Consider the following 18,086-nt stretch of genomic DNA (forward strand, 5'->3'; position numbering starts at 1 on the left):
TTCTTCTTAAAAGAATAAATTTGTCGAAAATTTAAAAAACATAAAAATGAAAAAATTTATTTTATCTCTATTTGCTTTTGCTGCATTTACAGTAGCACAAGCTCAAGAAGAAACTGAAAACTTCGGTTTTAACGAAGGTGATATGTTTATTTCTGGTTCTGTAGGTTTTGGTACGACAAAACTTCCTGACGATTCTAAGCAAAATCAATTTAATGTTATTCCACGTTTCGGTTATTTTATTTCTGAAAAAATTGCTGTAGGTGCAGAAATTGGTTATAGCAAGCAAAAAGCAGAAGACTCTTCAGGTAATGATATTTTAGATAACAGTACATTCAATATCGGAGTATTTGGGAGGTATTATTTTTTAAGTGACCAAAAGTTTAATTTATTTGGACAATTAGGTTTAGGTTACGGACATACTAAAGATATTGCAGATAACAAAGTGAACGGTATCAATGCCGATATTATGCCTGGGATCAACTATTTCATTTCAGAGCATTTTGCATTAGAAGCTACTTTTGGTATTTTAGGTTACTCAAGTGCTAAACCTGATATTGATGGTGCAGAATCTACAGATTCTTTCAACGTAGGTTTAAATATGGACGATATTAATTTAGGACTTATCTATAAGTTTTAAATATATAATTCTATAAGAAATTGGATGAGGGACTGTAAAAAGTCCCTTTTTTTATTCTATATAAAATCTTCAAAACCAATCGATCACTTGTAAATCGAAATTTATTTTACTTCACTTGAATTCGACCATTATAAGCTTCTAGATATTATAAATTTAAAATAGAATCTTTTTAGGTGAAATTTAGATCATGCCTCACTGAATTGCTGAAATTTCATTTTTATTAATTGATTATCCGTTATTTGTAATAATTAATTTCTGCGTCATTCTGAATTTATTTCAGAATCTCATATAATGCTAAAAATCAAAGCTTATCAGATGAGACCCTGAATCAAGTTCAGGGAGACGAAACATTTTATGATGCATTACGGACATTCAATTTATTAATTACCAATTTTTTCCATTTAAAGCATAAAAAAAGCGAGAACCGAAGTTCTCGCTTTAAAAATATAATTGATGATTGATTAGAAATAAATCGAAAAACCTATACCTGCTCCGATAGCACTATTTTTTTGAACAAAATCACTTTCTTCTTTATTAGAAAGAGAAGCATTAAGATATTCAACCATTAAATCAATGGAAACGTTGCTATTAATAAAGTAGGCTAAACCAGCATTAGCTCCAAAAGCTAAACCACTATATTTATTGATATCTTCTTCTCCACCGGCAGACATATATCCTACTTTAGCACCAACAAAAGGAGCTATATCAGAATCACTTCTAAAAAAATAAGTAGCCTGAGGTAATACAGCAAAACTAGAAGATTTAAACTCAGATTCGTCACCAGACTCTTCATAAGTCTCTTTACTACTAGAAACCATAAATTCTAATCCAACAGATAAGTTGTCAATCACGAAATAACCAGCATCGGCTGAGAAATTAATATTTGAAATTTTAGTCTCTCCTTCTAACTCATCACCATCAAATTCCGATTTTTGAGTATTTGAGTTAAATGAGAATGTACTACTACCTCCAAAAGTCCAATTACCTTTTTCAGTTTGAGCATTTACAGATGTCATTCCACAAACAGCGATTGCTGCGATAAGTAAAAATTTTTTCATAATAAATTTGATTTGTTTTTAATTTCAAAGCAAATATATATCGTTTTTACTGAATACCGTTAAGTTAAAATTAACAAATTTTAAATTTAATTAACATTTTACTTATTAACGGTTTAATTTATAACTACTTAAACCAAAAATTTTAACATTATTGATATTTTACGGAAAACCACATTTTTATAAAAATTTGATAAATTAAACTCTTTATTAATTCATTTTAAACAAAAAAAAGCCGATCTCATAAGAAATCGGCTTTTTTTGATTTTTTTGGTTAGTTATATTTTATGGATGTTTAGAACATAAACCCTACTCCTACTTGAAATACTGAATTTTTAATATCTGGGTCTCCAAAAAGATCTGATTCCTTAAATACATTAGTGAATCCATAATTATATCTTCCTTGAACAAAGAAACCACCATCAAACTTGTACTCTACCCCAGCTGCTAAACTAAAATCGATATCTTCTGCCACATCAGTATCTATATCACCGGCATCATCGGTAGGTTGATAATCAATCTCTTCATTAATTAAAAATCCAATTTGAGGACCTGCTTGGATATTCAAACCTTTCACTAAATAGATTTTTGCTAATAAAGGTATTTGAATATAATCTAATTGAGCTTCCACGTTGTCATCGGTATCAAACTCATTGTTTTGGTCAATTTCCTCAATATCAAAACCTTGTCCAGAATATAAAACCTCTGGCTGAATAGAAAAACGCTCACTAAAAGGTATTTCCGCCACAAAACCTGCATTAAAACTTGTTCTTGTTTTGGTATCACCAATATCATCTCCGGTGAGATTAGCAAAGTTTACTCCACCTTTTACTCCAATTTGTACTAAGTCTGAGTCTGCTTGTGCTTTTGCTCCTATAATAGCAAATAAACCTAATAACGAACTTAAAATTACTTTTTTCATAGTTTTTGTTTTTTTGTTTAATGCAAATGTAACTTAGCATTTCACAAAAAATTCTGAAGCAAAAACTAAAATATACTTAAATATTCAGCTGTAAATCTCTATTTTTAACGCGTGAAATGGCAACATGCACTTACCGATTATCAACATTACTTGCGCATAGAGAGAGGCTTATCTGCCAATTCTATCGAAAATTATCGCTACGATATTGTTAAACTCATTAATTATCTTGAAGAGCACGAAATACAGATTTCTCCTTTAAAAATTTCCGAAGAAAAAATTCAGGAGTTTATTTATGAAGTTTCCAAATCGATGAGTGCGCGATCACAATCGAGAATAATTTCGGGCTTACGCAGCTTTTTTGATTATTTGGTTTTCGAAGATTACCGCAAAGACAATCCGTTAGAATTAATAGAGTCCCCAAAGATCGGCAGAAAATTACCCGATACACTTTCTACAGAAGAAATAGATCGATTAATTAAAAGTATCGATTTAAGCCATCCGCAAGGTGAACGGAATCGCTGTATTTTAGAAACTCTGTATAGCTGTGGTTTACGGGTTTCAGAATTAATAAAGCTAAAGCTTTCTGATCTTTATTTTGATGAAGGTTTTATTCGTGTAGTTGGGAAGGGCGACAAGCAAAGGTTGGTGCCAATAAGTCCGCTTACGGTAAAATACATCAATTTATATATCGATCAAATTCGAGTGCATCTTCCTATTCAAAAAGGTTTTGAAGACACCTTATTTTTAAACCGAAGAGGCAAACAGCTCACGCGCGCCATGATCTTTACCATTGTGAAACAAACTGCGGTAAAAGCGGGAGTGAAAAAGAAAATAAGTCCGCATACGTTTCGACATTCTTTTGCAACTCATTTATTAGAAAATGGCGCCGATCTGCGAAGCATTCAGCAAATGTTAGGTCACGAAAGTATTATTACTACCGAAATTTACATGCATTTAGATCGTACACATTTAAAAGAAGTGTTAGAGAAATTTCATCCTAGAAAATAAATTTAACCTTAGTTAAGTTTCGCTATTAAAGTTGTGCTAAACTCTTCCGTAGCTTTTGAAGTTTTAAGCTTTCCTATTATCTTCAAACAAAAACAAAAAAATGAGAACTTTAAAATTTAAGAACGGAGATCAAATGCCAGCCGTAGGTTTAGGAACTTGGAAATCTGAACCTAAAATGGTTGAAAATGCTGTAGAACACGCCTTAAAAAATGGGTATCGACATATAGATTGCGCTGCTATTTACGGTAATGAAAATGAAGTAGGAAATGCTTTTAAAAAAGTTTTTGATAGCGGTGAAGTAAAACGTGAAGACGTTTGGGTAACTTCTAAACTATGGAATAATGCACACAAAAAAGAAGATGTAATCCCTGCATTAAAACAAACCTTGAAAGATTTGCAATTAGATTACCTCGATCTTTATTTAATGCATTGGCCGGTTGCTTTTAGTCCGGAAGTAAAATTTCCTGAAAAAGATGAACAATTCTTATCGTTAGAAGAAGTGCCATTAAGTGAAACTTGGGAAGCGATGCTTGAAGCCAAAAAACAAGGATTGGTAAAACACGTTGGGGTTTCTAATTTTAGTTCAACCAAACTAGAAAACCTTAGAAAAGAAACCACAGAAATGCCGGAAATGAATCAGGTTGAATTGCATCCGTATTTACAGCAAAACGATCTTTTAGAATATTGCAGTGAACACGGCATCAACCTTACCGCATATTCTCCATTAGGAAGTGGCGACAGAACCGAAGATATGAAAGCTGATGATGAACCGATTTTATTAGAGAATGAAGTCATTCAAAAAATTGCTAAAAAGCACAATGCAAGTCCGGCACAAATTTTAATTAAATGGGCAGAATTACGCGGAACGGCAGTGATCCCAAAATCAACCAATGAAGGTAGAATCGAACAAAATTTACAAAGTGTAGGTTATGAGTTAGACAAAGAAGATTTTCAAGAGATCGCAAAACTTGACAAACATTATCGCTATGTAAAAGGTGATGCGCAATTTGCCACCGAAGGAAATTCTTACGAGAATATTTTTGATGAATAGTTGAGTAGACTTGAGTGGTGAGAGTTGAGTGGTGAGATTTTGATTATTTATACAAAGCTCCAAAGAACAATTCATTGGAGCTTATTTAATATTTGCATACTTAACTATTCTAAATTAATTTTAACTCTCTTAGTAAGAGAAAAAGCTTGTGTTATGAATACGATAGAGATAAAAAAGAAATTAATTCAACAGATAAATTTATCATCTGATAAAACGCTTTTGAAAGAATTATATGAATACCTGAATCGAGAAAATGAAACTCAAGAGATTTTTGAATTAAATGAAGCTCAACATCATTCCATAGAAAAATCTAGAAAAGAAGTAAAAGATGGAAAATTTTTAACTCATCAAAAAGCAAATCAAGAAATTGAAGAATGGCTAAACAAATAATTTGGTCTTTAACAGCACAACTTGATCGTAAAGAAATTCTCCTATATTGGATAAACAGAAATAAATCACGTACCTACAGTAAGAAATTGAACAAGTTATTTATAGAAGCAATTCAATTAATAGCTGAATTTCCTTAAATTGGTAAACCTACTACTCATAAAACTGCTCGAACAAAAATTGTTCGCGACTATTTAATTGTTTATGAATACGATACAACAAAAAATTAAATTATCATTTTAAGGATTTGGGATAGCAGGCAAAATCCTAATCTAATTTCGAATTATTGATTTTATTTCAGATTAGTCTTAATTATAAAGCTCATCACTCCGGACTTGATCCGGAATCTCATCCTGCTAAGAAAACCAAAATATTCATTATAAAACCCAAGCAAACACTTCGACTCCGCTCAGCGTGACAAAAGATAATTATAAAAAAACTCCCGAAATGATCGGGAGTTTTTTTATTCGTAATGCTGAACTTGATTAACTACGTTGAATCTTTGATTTCAGCATCACATCAATGAAAGTTAAAACATTATTTCTTCGGAATGTTTTGAAGCACTTCTTTTAAGAACTTCCAGAATTTCTGAGTAGAAGAAATACTTGCTCTTTCATCTGGAGAATGCGCTCCACGAATCGTTGGTCCGAAAGAGATCATATCCATTTTTGGGTAATGGCTTCCGATAATCCCGCATTCCAAGCCGGCATGGCAAGCAGCGATATGTGCTTTTTCTCCGGTTTGTTTTTGGTATAATTCATCTAAAACTTTCAGGATCGCTGAATCTGGATTTGGTGCCCAACCCGGATAATCACCACTAAAATGAGCTTTAAAACCAGCCAACTCAAAACCGGCACGCAGACTGTAAGCTAAATCCCATTTTCCGGATTCTACAGAAGATCGTGTTAAACAAGAAACTTCAGCTTCACCATTGGCGATACTTACTTTAGCCACATTGTTAGAAGTTTCTACTAAACCATCAATATCGGGACTCATTCTAAAAACGCCATTGTGCGCTGCATAGAGTGCTTTTAAAATTTCTGCTTGCGCTTCTTTTTCCATCACTTTTTCCGGAGTTGAAGTTGCTTCAGCAGTAATAGTAAGATTTTTTTCTAGCGATTTAAATTCTGTTTCAATAGAAGTTTTTATCAATTCAAAAGCCTTCTTGAAAGCAGGTTTGCTGGCTTTTTCAACCACAATCGTTGCTACACTTTCGCGCGGAATTGCATTTCTTAGTCCGCCACCATTTACTTCAGCAATACGAATATCGGCTTCTACAAAACAGTTGTAAAGAATTCGATTCATCAATTTATTGGCATTCCCCAGACCTTTGATAATATCCATCCCCGAGTGACCGCCATTTAATCCTTTTACGGTAAGTTGAAAAGCTTCAACCTCACCACTTACCTGCTCTTCTGCATAAGTTCTAGTAGCGGTAATATCGACACCACCGGCGCAACCAATACCAATTTCATCGTCTTCTTCGGTATCTAAATTCAATAAGATTTCACCTTCTAACACCGAATTATCGAGATTTTTAGCTCCAGTCATTCCTGTTTCTTCATCAATCGTAAATAAAGCTTCGATCGCCGGATGCGCAATATCCGTACTTTCTAAAACCGCCATCGCTGCGGCAGCGCCTAAACCATTATCGGCACCTAAAGTGGTTCCATTGGCACGAACCCAATCGCCATCGACATACATCTCGATACCTTGTGTAGCAAAATCGAAATTAGTATCGTTATTTTTTTGATGAACCATATCTAAATGCGATTGCAAAACGATCATCGCACGGTCTTCCATTCCTGCTGTAGCCGGTTTTTTGATAATTATATTTCCCGCTTGATCGACGATCGTTTCTAAACCTAAATTCTCTCCAAATTCTTTCATAAACGCAATTACACGCTCTTCTTGTTTTGAAGGTCTTGGCACCGCATTTAAATCTGCAAACTTGTTCCAAACCGCTTTTGGTTCTAAATTTCTTATTTCTTGACTCATTTTTCTGTTTTTTATAATATTTTAAAAATATGATTAATGTAAATTATCGTCACCTTGAACTTGATTCAAGGTCTCATAACAAATTTTAAAATATATGATGAGATGCTGAAATCAAAGATTCAACGTAGTTAATCAAGTTCAGCATGACGCTTAAACCATAATATTTTCAATTTTCGCAAAGGTATTGTTTCTCGAAGCAATTATAAAATTTGTCGCCCAAGCTTTAGTTTGTATTTTTAGCTTGTGAAACAACGACATCATTTTATACTTGCGCTTTTATTGCCAATTCAGGTGGCTTTGGTTTCGATCTTGGCTAAATTTCCGCGGTTGATAGAAACCTATTACAGTAATGGGATTTATCCGTTTATCTCGAAATCAGAGCGATATGCGTTAGGTTGGCTGCCTTTCTCATTAGGTGACTTTTTATATAGTATTTTAGTGATTGGTTTAATAAGGTGGATTTATTTCCGCATAAAAACACGTTTTAAAAAACCTAAACATTGGATGTTAGAAGGTCTCGCTGCACTTTCTATTCTCTATTTTTGTTTTCACGCATTTTGGGGGTTAAATTATTACCGACTTCCTTTACATCAATCGTTAGAAATTGATCACGAATATTCACAAGAAGAATTGATAAATTTCACAAAACAACTTGCGCAAAGAGCAAATGAACTTCATCTAAATTTAGTAGGTAATGATACCGTAAAAGTTGATTTTCAGTTTAAAAATTCAGAAATCAGGAAAATTGCGGTAGAAGGTTACCATAATATTGAAAATGATTATCCTGAATTAACTTATCAAGGTCGAAGCATAAAACCTTCCTTATTCAGTATTCCGCTAACTTATATGGGATTTAATGGTTATTTGAATCCGCTAACCGGTGAAGCGCAAGTCAATAATCAAATTCCGAAGTTTAAATTACCCAGTACTACGAGTCACGAAATGGGACATCAAATTGGTTTTGCAAAAGAAAATGAAGCTAATTTTATGGCGTGTTTAACGACGATGAATCACCCGAATCCTTATTTTAAATATGTCGGTTATACGTTTGCATTGAAGTATTGCTTAGGGGAAGTAAACCAGACAGATCCTTGTGAAGCGCAGAATATTATAGGGATGCTGAATTTAGGAATTATAAAAAACTACCGGGAAGTAAATAAATTTTGGGAAGAACACGAAAATCCTCTCGAGCCTTTTTTTAAGATTTTCTATGGTGGTTATTTAAAAGCCAACAATCAGCCACAAGGCATCGAAAGTTATAATTATGTAGTTGCGCTTTTGGTAAATTATTTTGAAGGCGAGCATCAACTATAAGCTATTCTCAAAAAGAGCTTATTCTGTTATATTTTCTAAAATCACTACCTTTACCGGCTAGAAAATCAAGCTATGCGCAAGCAAATAAGTAGTACTCAAAATAAAACCATTAAGCAACTTTTACAGCTTCAAGAAAAGTCGAGAAACCGAAAGAAAGAAGGACTTTTTATGGTGGAAGGCATTCGGGAAATTCAATTAGCTCTAAAAGCGAACTATGAATTTGAAGCTGTTTTTATTTGTCCGGAAGTTTTTGCGGAAGATGATCTAAAAAATTTCTCTTTTGCTGAACATTTACTTACCGAAATTACTGCGGAAGTTTACCAAAAAATCGCCTACCGAAGCAGTACCGAAGGAATTTTAGCCGTAGCAAAAACTAAAACGCACAATTTAGAAGCCATTCAGTTTGAAACTGAAAAACCTTTAATTCTCATTGCGGAAGCTCCTGAAAAACCGGGAAATATCGGAGCAATTTTACGTACCGCCGATGCTGCCAAGGTAGATGCGGTAATTATTGCTAACCCAAAAACAGATTTGTACAACCCGAATATTATTCGATCGAGCGTGGGTTGTGTGTTTACTAATCAAATTGCCACGGGAACTACTTCAGAAATTATTCAGTTTTTAAAAGAAAAAGAGATTGCTATTTATTCAGCGATTTTACAGGAATCTGAAATTTATACCGAGCAAGATTTTACAAAAGCCACAGCGATTGTGGTGGGAACGGAAGCTGATGGTTTAAGTGAAGAATGGCGAGTAAATTCAACTCAAAATATTCATATCCCGATGCAAGGCGAGATCGATTCGATGAATGTTTCTGTAGCTGCCGGAATTCTCATTTTTGAAGCGAAAAGACAACGGAAATTCAATTAGTGATTAGTAATATTTAATTATTAATAAATTGTAATTGATTAAAATTCATAATTATGAAAGAAAATATAATTGCAAAAAAGAGTTATGCCTTTGCTATCAAGATAATTGAATTGAATAAAATATTAATTCAGAAAAATGAATATGTATTATCTAAGCAAATTTTAAAATCGGGAACCTCTATTGGAGCAAATGTAGAAGAAGCCATTGGAGGTATTTCTAAAAAAGACTTTAGAGCTAAAATGAGTATTTCTTATAAAGAAGCTAGAGAAACAAATTATTGGCTGCGACTTCTTAAAGACACCCATTATATTACTGAAGAAAAATTTAATGGTTTAAATAATGACCTTTTAGAAATACTTAAAATTCTATTCAAAATTATCGAGTCCTCTAAATAAAGAATTATTCATTATTCATTATTCATTATTCATTATTCATTATTCATTATTCATTATTCATTATTCATTATAAAAATATGACTGCACAAACCGTATTTTATATCATTATTGCCATTTTACTTTTCGATTTTATCGTCGATCAAGTTTTAGATGCATTAAACGCCAAGCATTTTGGAGATGATTTGCCTCTAGAACTTCAGGATGTTTACGATGAAGCCGAATACGAACGCTCGCAAGCTTATAAGAAAACCCGCTATAAATTTGGGATGCTCACTTCGGGGTTTTCTTTGCTTTTAACGCTGGCTTTTTTCTTTTTAGATGGTTTTGCTTGGGTTGATGGTATTGCTCGATCGATTACAGATAATGATATTTTGATCGCGCTTATTTTCTTCGGAATTATCATGATCGGTAGTGATATTCTCACGACTCCATTTTCATATTACAGTACGTTCGTGATCGAAGAGAAATTCGGTTTCAACAAAACCACTAGAAAGACTTTTTTCTTCGATAAAATTAAAGGTTGGTTAATGATGGCGGTTCTTGGCGGCGGAATTTTAGCTTTGATCATTTGGTTCTATCAATTTGCCGGGAAAGATTTTTGGATCTATGCTTGGGCGCTGGTTACCGTATTTTCTGTGGTGATGAATATGTTTTACAGCAAGCTTATCGTGCCGCTTTTCAACAAACAAACTCCGTTAGAAGATGGCAGTTTACGCACTAAAATTGAAGCTTACGCCAAAACAGTTGGTTTTACGCTAGATAAAATTTTTATTATCGACGGTTCTAAACGAAGTACAAAAGCCAATGCTTATTTTTCAGGTTTTGGAAGCGAAAAAAGAATTACGCTTTTCGATACCTTAGTTAACGATCTTGAAGAAGATGAAATTGTTGCTGTTCTTGCCCACGAAGTTGGTCATTATAAAAAGAAACACATCATCTTCAACCTTTTTGCCAGTATAATTACTACCGGCTTCACACTTTGGTTATTATCTTTATTTGTAAGTAGTCCGCTACTTTCGAAAGCTTTGGGCGTCGAAGAAGTGAGTTTTCATATCGGTTTAATTGCCTTCGGAATTTTATATTCGCCAATTTCAGAAATCACCGGATTATTAATGAATTTATTAAGCCGAAAGTTTGAATACCAAGCCGATAATTATGCAAAAGAAACTTTTGGCAGCGCTCCGTTAATTAGTAGTCTTAAAAAGTTATCGAGTAATAGTTTAAGTAACCTTACGCCACATCGAGCGTACGTTTTCTTTCATTATTCGCACCCAACACTTTTACAACGAATTCAGAATTTAAAGCTGAAATAATCGCATACTTTAGTATATTAGTCGTATGGTTTTGACGGAAGAAGAAATAGAAAAAGAAAACAAAAGAATTGCCAAGCAATACAAAGAATTGCTACGCATAAGTTATCGCACCTTAACCGATGACGATAAAACGCTTATTCGGCAAGCTTTTGAAACCGCAGTAGATGCGCATAAAGAGCAACGCAGAAAATCTGGTGAAGCTTATATTTTTCACCCGATCGCAGTGGCTAAGATCGTTGCTTCAGAAATTGGGCTAGACGCTACTTCTATTGCAGCGGCTTTGTTGCACGATGTTGTTGAAGATACCGATTATACGCTTAATGACATTGAACAAATGTTTGGTGATACGGTGGCAAGAATTGTTGACGGACTCACAAAAATAAGTCATCTAAAACCGGAACGAGATGTTTCTCTACAAGCAGAAAACTTCCGGAAGATGTTGCTTACGCTTAATGATGATGTTCGGGTAATTATCATCAAAATTGCCGATCGTCTTCATAATATGCAAACGATGGATTCGATGCGCGCCGATAAGCAGGTAAAGATCGCTTCAGAAACGCTTTACATTTACGCTCCGCTCGCTCACAGAATCGGTCTTTATAATATAAAAACCGAATTAGAAGATCTAAGTTTAAAATATACTGAACCAGAAGTGTATCAAGATATTTTAACCAAAATGAAAGAAAGTAAAGAAGATCAAGATCTTTACATTCAAGATTTCAGCAAAATCATTTCAGATTCTTTAGACAAAGAAAAGCTAGCTTACGAGATAAAAGGTAGACCAAAATCGGTTTTTTCTATTCGGAAAAAAATTCTGAAGCAAAACATCACTTTCGACGAAGTGTACGACAAGTTTGCGATTAGAATTATTTATAAAAGCACACCGGAAGATGAAAAGTTTCTCGCTTGGAAAATTTATTCCATCGTTACCGATCACTTCCGCCCTAACCCTACTCGATTACGCGATTGGATCTCTTCACCCAAATCTACCGGTTACGAAGCGCTTCACATTACCGTAATGGGGCCAAAAGGCCGCTGGGTTGAAGTACAAATTCGTAGTGAACGCATGAATGAAATTGCTGAAAAAGGTTATGCAGCGCACTACAAATACAAAAATGAAGGAGAGCAAGAAGATCAAAATTTAGATCAGTGGCTCAATAAACTACAGGAAGCTTTAGAAAACAACGAGGTGAATGCCGTAGATTTTGTTGAACAATTTAAACTGAATCTTTACTCGAAAGAGATTTTTGTATTCACCCCAAAAGGAGATTTAAAGTCGTTACCGAAAGGCGCTACTCCGTTAGATTTTGCTTTTAGTATTCATACCGAAATTGGGTTAAAAACACGTGGAGCTCGTGTAAATGGGAAACTTGTACCTTTAAGTCACGAATTAAAAAGTGGCGACCAGGTAGATATAATTACTTCAGAAAAATCGAAACCGACCAATAACTGGTTAGATTTTGCTAATACGGCAAGAGCTCGCTCTAAAATTAAATCTTCTTTAAAAGATGAAAAGAAATTAATTGCAGAAGACGGGAAAGCGATTTTAACGAGAAAATTAAAAGCGCAAAAAATTCCGTTTAACGATAAAACCATTGCGCAACTGGTAAAATACTTCAAACTTAAAACCAGTTTAGATCTGTTTTATCGTGTGGGTATTGGTACGATCGATAACACCAAATTAAAAGAATTTGCGGCATCGAGAAGTAACGCTTTTGTTTCTTTTTTCAAAAATAAAATTAGAAAACCGAGTGTTCCTCAAGATATCGATCGTGAAGAGATCACTCATAATTACGACCAATTAGTTTTTGGTGCAGAAGAAGAAAAACTAGAATATAAGCTTGCCAATTGCTGTAACCCGATTCCGGGAGATCCTGTTTTTGGTTTTATTACGGTGAACGAAGGTATTAAAGTGCATAAAAAAGATTGTCCTAATGCCATTCAGCTTCAAAGTAATTATGCTTACAGAATTATTCAGGCTAAATGGATCGATTCTTCTCAACAAGAATTCTCTGCGGTGATCAAATTAAATGGTTTAGATAATTTAGGCTTGGTAAGCGAGGTGACTAAAGAGATTTCTAACAATCTTCACGTAGATATGCGAAAAATTTCTTTTGAAAGTCACGATAGTGTTTTCCAAGGAAAGATCACGGTTGTTGTGAAAAACAAATCGATTCTGAAAAAATTAATGGACCGTCTGAAAAAAATAAACGGAATTGATAAGGTTACCCGTGAATAAAGTTTAAATTTGCAGGCAGAATTATGGAAGAAACAGAAAAACAAAAAAACGACCAAGCCGTAGTTAAAAACGTATTTACGAAGTTTTTAGAAGAAAAAAAACACCGTAAAACACCCGAACGTTTTGCTATTCTTCAAGAAATATATGATAGTGACGAGCATTTCGACATCGAATCGCTTTACATTACGATGAAGAATAAAAATTATCGCGTAAGTCGTGCTACTTTATACAACACGATAGAATTACTATTGGAGTGTGGTTTGGTTAGAAAACATCAATTTGGTAAAAACCAAGCGCAGTACGAAAAATCTTATTTCGACAGACAACACGATCACGTAATTTTAACCGATACCGGTGAAGTTATCGAATTTTGTGATCCTAGAATTCAATCGATCAAACAAACCATAGAGGAGGTTTTTGATATCGACATCAATAACCACTCATTATACTTTTACGGAACCAAAAAAACATCCAAATAAACTTTATTTATGGCAGTAGATTTGCTACTTGGGCTACAGTGGGGAGACGAAGGAAAAGGTAAAATTGTAGACGTACTCACCGCTAATTACAATATTATTGCAAGATTTCAAGGAGGTCCTAACGCTGGTCATACCTTAGAATTTGACGGCATTAAACACGTATTACACACGATTCCTTCAGGTATTTTTCATAAAGATGCCATTAATTTAGTGGGGAACGGAGTAGTAATCGATCCTGTAATTTTCAAAAAAGAATTAGACAATTTAGAAAAATTCGATCTAGATTACGTTTCTAAATTGCTAATTTCTAGAAAAGCTCACATCATCTTACCGACACACAGACTTTTAGATGCTGCATCAGAAGCTGCTAAAGGTAAAGCTAAAATTGGTTCAACTTTAAAAGGTATTGGCCCAACGTATATGGACAAAACCGGACGTAACGGTTTACGTATTGGTGATTTAGAAATGAACGATTGGAAAGAGAAATATAGAAACTTGGCAGATAAGCACGAGTCGATGATCTCTCACTATGGCGTAGATATTCAGTATAACTTAAAAGAATTAGAAAAAGAGTTTTTCGAGGCGATTAAAGTCTTAAAAAAATTACCTTTTATCGATTCTGAAGAATATTTGCACCGCGCACAAAAAGAAAACAAAACGATCTTAGCTGAAGGAGCTCAAGGTTCTTTACTAGATATCGATTTTGGTACCTACCCGTTTGTAACTTCTAGTAACACTACAGCTGCCGGAGCTTGTACAGGTTTAGGGATAGCACCAAACCAGATCAACGAAGTGTTTGGTATTTTTAAAGCATATACCACTCGTGTAGGAAGCGGACCTTTCCCTACTGAATTATTCGATGAAGATGGGAAAACTATGGCAAAAGTTGGTAACGAGTTTGGAGCCACCACCGGAAGACCAAGAAGATGCGGTTGGTTAGATTTAGTTGCTTTAAAATACGCAGTTCAAGTAAACGGTGTGACGCAATTAATGATGATGAAAGGTGACGTTTTAAGTGGTTTTGAAACGCTTAAAGTTTGTACCGGTTACAAATATAAAGGTGAAGAAATAGAACATTTACCTTACAATATTGAAGAAGAAAACCTTACTCCTATTTACAAAGAGATCAAAGGTTGGAAAGAAGACTTAACTAAAATGACAGAAGAGTCAGAATTTCCTCAAGAATTTAAAGATTACATCACTTTTATCGAAAAAGAATTAGAAGTGCCGATCAAGATCGTTTCTGTTGGTCCAGACAGAAAACAAACGATTATGAGATAATTTCTTGAATTTAAGATATAAAAAAACGCTTCAAAAATTATTTTGGAGCGTTTTTTGATTAACACAAGTTCAAAACAAACAAATTCTTATTTTTGAATAAAATTTTTGCTGTTGAAAAATTTCATTACCTATATACTTTTCAGTTTCTTATTGCTAACTTCAGCAATAAGTTTCGCTCAAAAAACTGAACCTAAAAAAATAGATTATACCAGTGATCGCTCTTATAAAGACGAAGAGAAATATCCCGGAGCTTTTATTTTAGCCAAGATCGATAATCAGGTTTATTTTAATCACGAAGGGATCGAGGTGTGGTGTGATCAAGCCATTTTTTATAAAGAATCAGATTTTTTTAAAGCCTACGGAAATGTAAAAATGAAGCAAGGCGATACCATTAATATGACGAGTGATTACGCCGAATATAATGGTCAAACCAAATTTGCTTTTGCCAGTACCGATGTAAAACTCACCACACCAAGCAATACGCTAACAACCGATACTTTATTTTTCGACCGTATTAAACAAGAATCTTTTTACCGTAGTGGCGGTAAAGTAAAAGATACTGCAAGTACGATTACCAGTGTTGTAGGAAGGTATTTTATGGAACAAGAGAAATATTCCTTCAAAAGAGATGTGGTGGTGACCAATCCCGATTATGTGATCAACTCGCAACAGCTCGATTTTTATTCAGCTACCGGTAATGCTTATCTTTACGGGCCTTCGACCATTACTAGCGAAAACAATAAAATTTACTGCGAACGCGGTTATTACGATACTAGAAATGATAAAGGTTATTTTGTAAAGAATTCAACGGTTTATTACGATAACCGAAAGCTTCAGGGTGACAGTATTTATTTTAATCAAGCAGAAAGTTTTGCTTCGGCAACCAATAATATAAAAGTTACCGATACCGCTAATCAATCGATTATTCGAGGTCATTATGCGGAAGTTTTTCGGGATAAAGATTCATTATTCATCACTAAACGAGCCATCGCCTCGATGAAGCAGGAACTCGATTCTATTCATATTCATAGCGACACTTTAATGATCACCGGTAAACCGGAAAACAGAATTATTCGCGGCTTCTATCATTCTAAAATGTATAAAAGCGATATGAATGGGAAATGTGATTCTATTCATATAAACGAAAAAACAGGGCTCACTCAAATGATCGGCAAACCGGTCGTTTGGTCGGGAAACAGCCAAATGACGGGTGATAGCATTCATTTAATTAACGATCGAAAAACCGAAAAAATGGATACGCTAAAAGTGTTTTATAATGCTTTTATGATCCAAAAAGATTCGATTGAAGGTTATAATCAAGTAAAAGGAAAAGAAATGTACGGGCTTTTTGATGATGAAAATCAACTTTCTGAAGCCAATTTCATTAAAAATACAGAAACCATTTATTATAGTTTTGATGATGAAGGCACATTGATCGGTATTAACAAAGCGATCTCTTCTTCCATTAAAATTCTTTTTGATGAAAAAAATGTTTCTGACATCTATTACAATACCGATGCAGAAAACATACTTTACCAAGAAAGTGATTTCCCTGAAAATGCTCGTAGACTGAGAGGTTTTAATTGGCGCGGCGACGAACAAATAAAAAGTAAACAAGATTTATTTTCAGATGAAGCTCCGCTAAATCTTCCAAAGATCAAAGGCATTCCGCTTCCTAAGGAAGAAGAATATTTCTTTGAAGAACGCGATGAAGAAGACGGCGAATTGCTGAATGAAAATTCGCGCTTAAGTCCGGAAATGCTTCAGCATCGAGAAACCGATGAGATCGTAAAAGACAGCATTCCGCAGCAAAAAAAGATGAAAAATATTCCGCTTAAAAAGAAAAAAGAAAGCAAGTAATTGAATAAAGATTTTCTAACATATCAAGCGCAAACTACGCCTCACCCATTAGGTTTAGAGGTTTCAAGCGCAAAAGGAAGTTATATTTACACAACCGACGGTAAAGCACATTTAGATTTTGTTGCCGGAGTTTCTGCCTGTAGCTTAGGGCATTCACACCCAAAAATCGTGAAAGCCATCAAAGAGCAAAGTGAAAAGTATTTGCACGTCATGGTTTATGGAGAATATGCGCAATCTCCTGCTGTAAATTACACAAAGCTTTTAAGTAAAAAAGTCGATATTCCGAACGCGAAAACCTACTTAGTGAACAGCGGAACCGAAGCCATCGAAGGCGCTCTAAAATTAGCGCGTCGATATACGGGAAGGCAAGAAATTATTGCAGCACATCGCGCTTACCACGGAAACACCATGGGTTCTTTAAGTTTAATGGACTTTGAAGAACGCAAAAAACCTTTTGAGCCTTTATTACCGGAAATTTCGTTTTTGAATTTTAATGATGAAACGAGTTTAGATACGATCACTAAGAAAACGGCAGCGGTTATTTTAGAAACCATTCAAGGTGGCGCCGGATTTATTCAGCCAAAAGATGATTTTCTAAAAAAAGTAAAGCAACGTTGTGAAGAAGTTGGTGCGTTATTGATCTTAGATGAAATTCAGCCTGGTTTTGGTAGAACAGGTAAACTATTTGCTTACGAACATTTTGGGATTATTCCCGACATTTTAGTAATCGGTAAGGGAATGGCCGGTGGTTTACCGGTTGGCGCTTTTGTTGCTTCCGAAAAGTTGATGGATTCTCTCAGCGATAATCCTAAAATGGGACATATTACCACATTTGGCGGCAATCCGTTGATCGCAGCTTCAGCCTTAGCCACCTTAGAAGAAATTACTTCAACTTCATTAATTGAAGAAACACTTGAAAAAGAAAAGCTGTTTAAAACTCTATTGGTGCATCCGTTAATCGAAGAAGTTCGCGGTAAAGGTTTAATGTTAGCCGCTATCGTTTCTTCAGAAGAGATTGCTAATCAAGTAATTTTAGAAGCTAAAGATAACGAACTCATTCTCTTTTGGTTATTATTTGAAAAACGTGCGGTAAGAATTACTCCTCCATTAACAATTTCAAAAGAAGAGATCGAAAAAGGCTGTAAAATCATCCTTGCCATTTTAGATAAAATTTATAAAAATTAGGCTGTTAATTACTTTGTTAACAACAAACGCATGTTTTTTTAGAATTCAGCGTTATACTAAGTAAATTTAATACAGTAGAAATCAGTAAAATT

16 protein-coding genes are annotated in these 18,086 nt (G+C 34.4%); 13 read left to right on the forward strand and 3 right to left on the reverse strand.

What is annotated here, in order from left to right:
* Window positions 1-46: 46 nt before the first annotated feature.
* The gene (locus G551_RS0102695) at window positions 47-637 is read left to right on the forward strand and encodes an outer membrane beta-barrel protein (protein WP_027884121.1); all 591 of its coding nucleotides are present in this window, start codon (window positions 47-49) and stop codon (window positions 635-637) included.
* Window positions 638-1,098: 461 nt separating this feature from the next.
* Here the strand turns inward: G551_RS0102695 and G551_RS0102700 are convergent, their stop codons facing one another.
* On the reverse strand, window positions 1,099-1,695 hold the full coding sequence (locus G551_RS0102700) for an outer membrane beta-barrel protein (RefSeq protein WP_027884122.1): 597 nt from the start codon (window positions 1,693-1,695) through the stop codon (window positions 1,099-1,101).
* A gap of 292 nt (window positions 1,696-1,987) precedes the next feature.
* Window positions 1,988-2,614: a porin family protein gene (locus tag G551_RS0102705; protein WP_027884123.1), complete on the reverse strand. Its 627-nt coding sequence runs from the start codon at window positions 2,612-2,614 to the stop codon at window positions 1,988-1,990.
* A gap of 111 nt (window positions 2,615-2,725) precedes the next feature.
* Here G551_RS0102705 and xerD point away from each other — a divergent pair, with 111 nt between their 5' ends.
* The 3 genes from xerD (at window position 2,726) to G551_RS16525 (ending at window position 5,063) form a co-directional block, all read left to right on the forward strand.
* The gene (gene xerD, locus G551_RS0102710; RefSeq protein ID WP_027884124.1) at window positions 2,726-3,622 is read left to right on the forward strand and encodes a site-specific tyrosine recombinase XerD; all 897 of its coding nucleotides are present in this window, start codon (window positions 2,726-2,728) and stop codon (window positions 3,620-3,622) included.
* A gap of 100 nt (window positions 3,623-3,722) precedes the next feature.
* A complete protein-coding gene (locus G551_RS0102715) occupies window positions 3,723-4,673 on the forward strand; it encodes an aldo/keto reductase (RefSeq protein WP_027884125.1) in 951 nt (316 codons plus the stop codon).
* Window positions 4,674-4,826: 153 nt separating this feature from the next.
* The gene (locus tag G551_RS16525) at window positions 4,827-5,063 is read left to right on the forward strand and encodes a hypothetical protein (protein ID WP_027884126.1); all 237 of its coding nucleotides are present in this window, start codon (window positions 4,827-4,829) and stop codon (window positions 5,061-5,063) included.
* Between the two features lie 534 nt (window positions 5,064-5,597).
* On the opposite strand, the gene G551_RS0102730 is transcribed toward G551_RS16525, so the two are convergent.
* Complete coding sequence (locus G551_RS0102730; RefSeq protein ID WP_027884127.1) at window positions 5,598-7,058, reverse strand: aminoacyl-histidine dipeptidase; 1,461 nt, start codon at window positions 7,056-7,058, stop codon at window positions 5,598-5,600.
* 243 nt (window positions 7,059-7,301) lie between these two features.
* Between G551_RS0102730 and G551_RS0102735 the strand changes: the two genes are divergently transcribed.
* The 9 genes from G551_RS0102735 (at window position 7,302) to G551_RS0102775 (ending at window position 17,994) form a co-directional block, all read left to right on the forward strand.
* Complete coding sequence (locus tag G551_RS0102735; protein WP_027884128.1) at window positions 7,302-8,372, forward strand: DUF3810 domain-containing protein; 1,071 nt, start codon at window positions 7,302-7,304, stop codon at window positions 8,370-8,372.
* 72 nt (window positions 8,373-8,444) lie between these two features.
* Window positions 8,445-9,242 carry a TrmH family RNA methyltransferase gene (locus G551_RS0102740; RefSeq protein WP_027884129.1) on the forward strand — a complete coding sequence of 266 codons (798 nt, stop codon included), beginning with the start codon at window positions 8,445-8,447 and terminating at the stop codon, window positions 9,240-9,242.
* 53 nt (window positions 9,243-9,295) lie between these two features.
* Complete coding sequence (locus G551_RS0102745; protein ID WP_027884130.1) at window positions 9,296-9,637, forward strand: four helix bundle protein; 342 nt, start codon at window positions 9,296-9,298, stop codon at window positions 9,635-9,637.
* A 77-nt stretch (window positions 9,638-9,714) separates the two neighbouring features.
* Window positions 9,715-10,950, forward strand: coding sequence for a M48 family metallopeptidase (locus G551_RS0102750; RefSeq protein ID WP_027884131.1), 1,236 nt, complete (start codon window positions 9,715-9,717; stop codon window positions 10,948-10,950).
* A gap of 31 nt (window positions 10,951-10,981) precedes the next feature.
* Entirely contained in the window at window positions 10,982-13,189 is a 2,208-nt protein-coding gene (locus tag G551_RS0102755) for a RelA/SpoT family protein (protein ID WP_027884132.1), read from the forward strand.
* 23 nt (window positions 13,190-13,212) lie between these two features.
* The gene (locus G551_RS0102760; RefSeq protein ID WP_027884133.1) at window positions 13,213-13,668 is read left to right on the forward strand and encodes a Fur family transcriptional regulator; all 456 of its coding nucleotides are present in this window, start codon (window positions 13,213-13,215) and stop codon (window positions 13,666-13,668) included.
* A 9-nt stretch (window positions 13,669-13,677) separates the two neighbouring features.
* Window positions 13,678-14,949, forward strand: coding sequence for an adenylosuccinate synthase (locus G551_RS0102765; protein WP_027884134.1), 1,272 nt, complete (start codon window positions 13,678-13,680; stop codon window positions 14,947-14,949).
* A gap of 111 nt (window positions 14,950-15,060) precedes the next feature.
* Window positions 15,061-16,809, forward strand: a complete 1,749-nt coding sequence (locus G551_RS0102770) for an OstA-like protein (RefSeq protein WP_229797300.1) — start codon at window positions 15,061-15,063, stop codon at window positions 16,807-16,809.
* Window positions 16,810-17,994: an aspartate aminotransferase family protein gene (locus G551_RS0102775; RefSeq protein ID WP_027884136.1), complete on the forward strand. Its 1,185-nt coding sequence runs from the start codon at window positions 16,810-16,812 to the stop codon at window positions 17,992-17,994.
* Window positions 17,995-18,086 lie beyond the last annotated feature (92 nt).

It is taken from the genome of Mesonia mobilis DSM 19841 (assembly GCF_000423405.1).
In the GTDB taxonomy this organism is placed as follows: domain Bacteria; phylum Bacteroidota; class Bacteroidia; order Flavobacteriales; family Flavobacteriaceae; genus Mesonia; species Mesonia mobilis.

Bases quoted from the DNA above. Each gene is read 5' to 3' on its own strand.
- G551_RS0102695 (WP_027884121.1), top strand. From the start codon at position 47: ATGAAAAAATTTATTTTATCTCTATTTGCTTTTGCTGCATTTACAGTA.
- G551_RS0102700 (WP_027884122.1), bottom strand. From the start codon at position 1,695: ATGAAAAAATTTTTACTTATCGCAGCAATCGCTGTTTGTGGAATGACA.
- G551_RS0102705 (WP_027884123.1), bottom strand. From the start codon at position 2,614: ATGAAAAAAGTAATTTTAAGTTCGTTATTAGGTTTATTTGCTATTATA.
- G551_RS0102715 (WP_027884125.1), top strand. From the start codon at position 3,723: ATGAGAACTTTAAAATTTAAGAACGGAGATCAAATGCCAGCCGTAGGT.
- G551_RS16525 (WP_027884126.1), top strand. From the start codon at position 4,827: ATGAATACGATAGAGATAAAAAAGAAATTAATTCAACAGATAAATTTA.
- G551_RS0102730 (WP_027884127.1), bottom strand. From the start codon at position 7,058: ATGAGTCAAGAAATAAGAAATTTAGAACCAAAAGCGGTTTGGAACAAG.
- G551_RS0102740 (WP_027884129.1), top strand. From the start codon at position 8,445: ATGCGCAAGCAAATAAGTAGTACTCAAAATAAAACCATTAAGCAACTT.
- G551_RS0102745 (WP_027884130.1), top strand. From the start codon at position 9,296: ATGAAAGAAAATATAATTGCAAAAAAGAGTTATGCCTTTGCTATCAAG.
- G551_RS0102750 (WP_027884131.1), top strand. From the start codon at position 9,715: ATGACTGCACAAACCGTATTTTATATCATTATTGCCATTTTACTTTTC.
- G551_RS0102760 (WP_027884133.1), top strand. From the start codon at position 13,213: ATGGAAGAAACAGAAAAACAAAAAAACGACCAAGCCGTAGTTAAAAAC.
- G551_RS0102765 (WP_027884134.1), top strand. From the start codon at position 13,678: ATGGCAGTAGATTTGCTACTTGGGCTACAGTGGGGAGACGAAGGAAAA.